The sequence below is a fragment of the Rhodococcus sp. C26F genome (assembly GCF_053345925.1).
Map to the genome: position 1 here is coordinate 1 of NZ_JBKFBA010000104.1, position 2,374 is coordinate 2,374.

Genomic DNA, 2,374 nt, shown 5'->3' on the forward strand with positions numbered 1-2,374 from the left:
ATCGCATGATCACCAACGACACGGCCGAACCGGTCATCTTCGACAGCCGGATCCTCTGGCACCTCGCCAAAGGCACCCGATTCGTCGAACTCGACTCCGGTCGCGTCTTCACCATCGGCGACCGGCCCGGCCGACTGTGGCGTGGCAACACCCCCTGCACCGTCGAATCCCTCGACATGCCCGTGCAGATCCGCAACACCGCGGAGACCACGAAGTGAGCGCCCGCCGGCGCAGGTGCCCCGGACACCCGCACAGAGTCCTGCATTCGAACACGTTCGCGTGCTCCGAGTGCTGGAAGCGTTTGCCGGACCACCTGCGCCGGCCTGTCCTCGCGACCCTCGGCAAGTCCGCGTCGCGCGGAAAGACCGAAGCCTGGAACAACGCAGCCGCCTACCTCGGAAGCCGATCATCATGACGACGAACGACCTCACCGACAACGACCTTCGCGCTGTAGCAAACGAACTCGGACCGCAGTACGCCATCCTGCACTGCCCTCCGATCACCCTGCCTTGGTTCTCGAGCGATGAAACTGCAGCCATCACTCGCGACGTCGAAGGCGGCGTGCGTGTAGACACCGCAAGCTCGCTGAGCCGCGAAACCCGCATGGAAATCGCGACCGCACTCGTCGCCACGATCCTCGATGAGCCGAAGCAGGGGAGCGACCGGTGAGCCACGGACTCGAGAAGAAGCGTCAGGACGCCGGCGGATACCCGATCGAGGTTCCGTCGGATGTCCCGGCCTCCGTCGTCGTCGACCGCATCCGATCGCTCCTGCGCACATGGCAGCAGTTCGGCACCGGCGGTGAAGACAACATGATCGCCGAGCTCAACGAAGTCCTCGGGACGGACGGCGACCGATGACCGACGAACGCGATCGGCCGCTGCCGAAGAAGACCCTCACCGCGTTCACGATCGCCGAGGTGATCCTCGTCGTCGCCGTGCTCGTCTGCGCTGCCCTTGGTTGGGGATGGCTGGTCGTCTTCCTCGGATGGGTGCTGCTGAATGTGGCCTTCGTTCGCGCCCGCGTCCTGCGCGTCTACCGGCGGGAGCTCGTCGAGGCCGCCAACAACGGAAGGACTGCCCAGTGACCGAAGATCCCATGTTCAGCGCGTTCGCGACATGTCATGTCTGCGCCGCACTCGTCGTCGACACCGAACAGCATCGGGCATTCCACGAAGGCATCACAAAGTCCTTCGAGGAACGGGACCAGGCCGTGCAAAAGGCATTCAAGCAGCACACCGACGCGGTCCATCGGGTGCTCACGAAGGCAGGATTCGTCAAGCCGAAACAACGGCCTCGCCCACGCCCAATGGACTGCCGAGGTGGCCGCTGCCGTGAGTGCAACGGCGTCCTCGTCGAATCGGATGAACTGCCCAACGTCCCCACCCGCGAGTCCGACGTCACAGTGCCGTACCTGATTTGCCTCACTTGCCTCCGCGAGATCCGCCGAGGCTGACCGTGACCGACGATTTCTCGAAATACCGCGTTACAGACAGCGTTCCGGTCGCATCCGCGATCCAGTCCGCCGCGGCGAACGTACAACCGGTCGTCCGCCTCTGCTCGGTCTGCGAAGAGCAACTGCCCGCCGGTGTCGTCAAACACGTTCAGTGTCGGGGGTGGAGCGGGTGAGTCCGACCGCGGCCGACGCGGACGCCTGGTGGGCAGAACAGTCCGCAGAACGCCGCGTCACCATCTACGGCTGGCTCTGCCGCAACCACCACCAGACCTCCGCACCGGTCGCCGGCCAACTCGAAATGCCATTCCCAGATCCGGAAGGACAGCAGTGACCACCATCTGCGTCTCCACACACGACCTGCGGCGCGCATGCACCGCAGTCGTCCCACACGCTCACCCGAAGGCAGAACAGCTCCGCCGCGTCCGCATCGAGATCGGCGAAGAGAACCTCACGGTCACTGCCACAGATGGCTGGACCTCCGGCCTCGCCATCGCCTCGGTATGGGAAACCGTCGACGACCCCGTCAGCCAGGACGGTGAACTCGTCGATCTCGCCCCCGACCAGGTCCGCAAGATCCTGTCCGTGTTCAAGGCGCCGGCCGACAAGAACGACGAGCCCGAAGCGATGCTGCAGATCGAGACCGGCGACAACTACATCAAAATCGCCGACGTCTCCGGACTTCCCGGAATCGACGGACAGGCACTCGAACTTCCCCGAATGGAAACCCTCGACTCGTTCGCCGACGTCGCGCATACCATCTCCCGCATCCGGTCCCTGCCCCACGGTGACTTCGACACGATCAACCTCACCCCGCACGTCGTCAGCGCGTTCTCCGCGGCCGCGAAGGTCTACGGCGAGCCCATCGAAATCACCGCACACGACGAGTCCCGGTCCCTGTCGGTCGTCATCGGTGAGAGCT

At 64.7% G+C, this 2,374-nt stretch carries 7 protein-coding genes; all 7 read left to right on the top strand.

The features are described from left to right. Nucleotides 1-218 (top strand): hypothetical protein (locus tag ACLBYD_RS30595; protein WP_447819387.1); only part of this gene is annotated, 218 nt, incomplete at its 5' end. A gap of 193 nt (nucleotides 219-411) precedes the next feature. Then, nucleotides 412-669 (top strand): hypothetical protein, encoded by a 258-nt coding sequence (locus ACLBYD_RS30600; protein ID WP_447818865.1) that lies wholly within the window; start codon nucleotides 412-414, stop codon nucleotides 667-669. Continuing rightward, entirely contained in the window at nucleotides 666-860 is a 195-nt protein-coding gene (locus ACLBYD_RS30605; RefSeq protein ID WP_447819388.1) for a hypothetical protein, read from the top strand. The genes ACLBYD_RS30600 and ACLBYD_RS30605 overlap by 4 nt, the downstream gene beginning before the upstream one ends. Continuing rightward, entirely contained in the window at nucleotides 857-1,087 is a 231-nt protein-coding gene (locus ACLBYD_RS30610; protein WP_447819389.1) for a hypothetical protein, read from the top strand. The genes ACLBYD_RS30605 and ACLBYD_RS30610 overlap by 4 nt, the downstream gene beginning before the upstream one ends. Next, on the top strand, nucleotides 1,084-1,455 hold the full coding sequence (locus tag ACLBYD_RS30615; RefSeq protein WP_447819390.1) for a hypothetical protein: 372 nt from the start codon (nucleotides 1,084-1,086) through the stop codon (nucleotides 1,453-1,455). The genes ACLBYD_RS30610 and ACLBYD_RS30615 overlap by 4 nt, the downstream gene beginning before the upstream one ends. Nucleotides 1,456-1,624: 169 nt before the next feature. Continuing rightward, nucleotides 1,625-1,786, top strand: a complete 162-nt coding sequence (locus ACLBYD_RS30620) for a hypothetical protein (protein ID WP_447819391.1) — start codon at nucleotides 1,625-1,627, stop codon at nucleotides 1,784-1,786. After that, nucleotides 1,783-2,374, top strand: a 592-nt coding sequence (locus tag ACLBYD_RS30625) for a hypothetical protein (protein WP_447819392.1), incomplete at its 3' end; no start/stop codon positions are given. The genes ACLBYD_RS30620 and ACLBYD_RS30625, both read left to right, overlap by 4 nt.

Coding starts and splice junctions, on each gene's coding strand:
- ACLBYD_RS30610 (WP_447819389.1), top strand. CDS start 857: ATGACCGACGAACGCGATCGGCCGCTGCCGAAGAAGACCCTCACCGCG.
- ACLBYD_RS30600 (WP_447818865.1), top strand. CDS start 412: ATGACGACGAACGACCTCACCGACAACGACCTTCGCGCTGTAGCAAAC.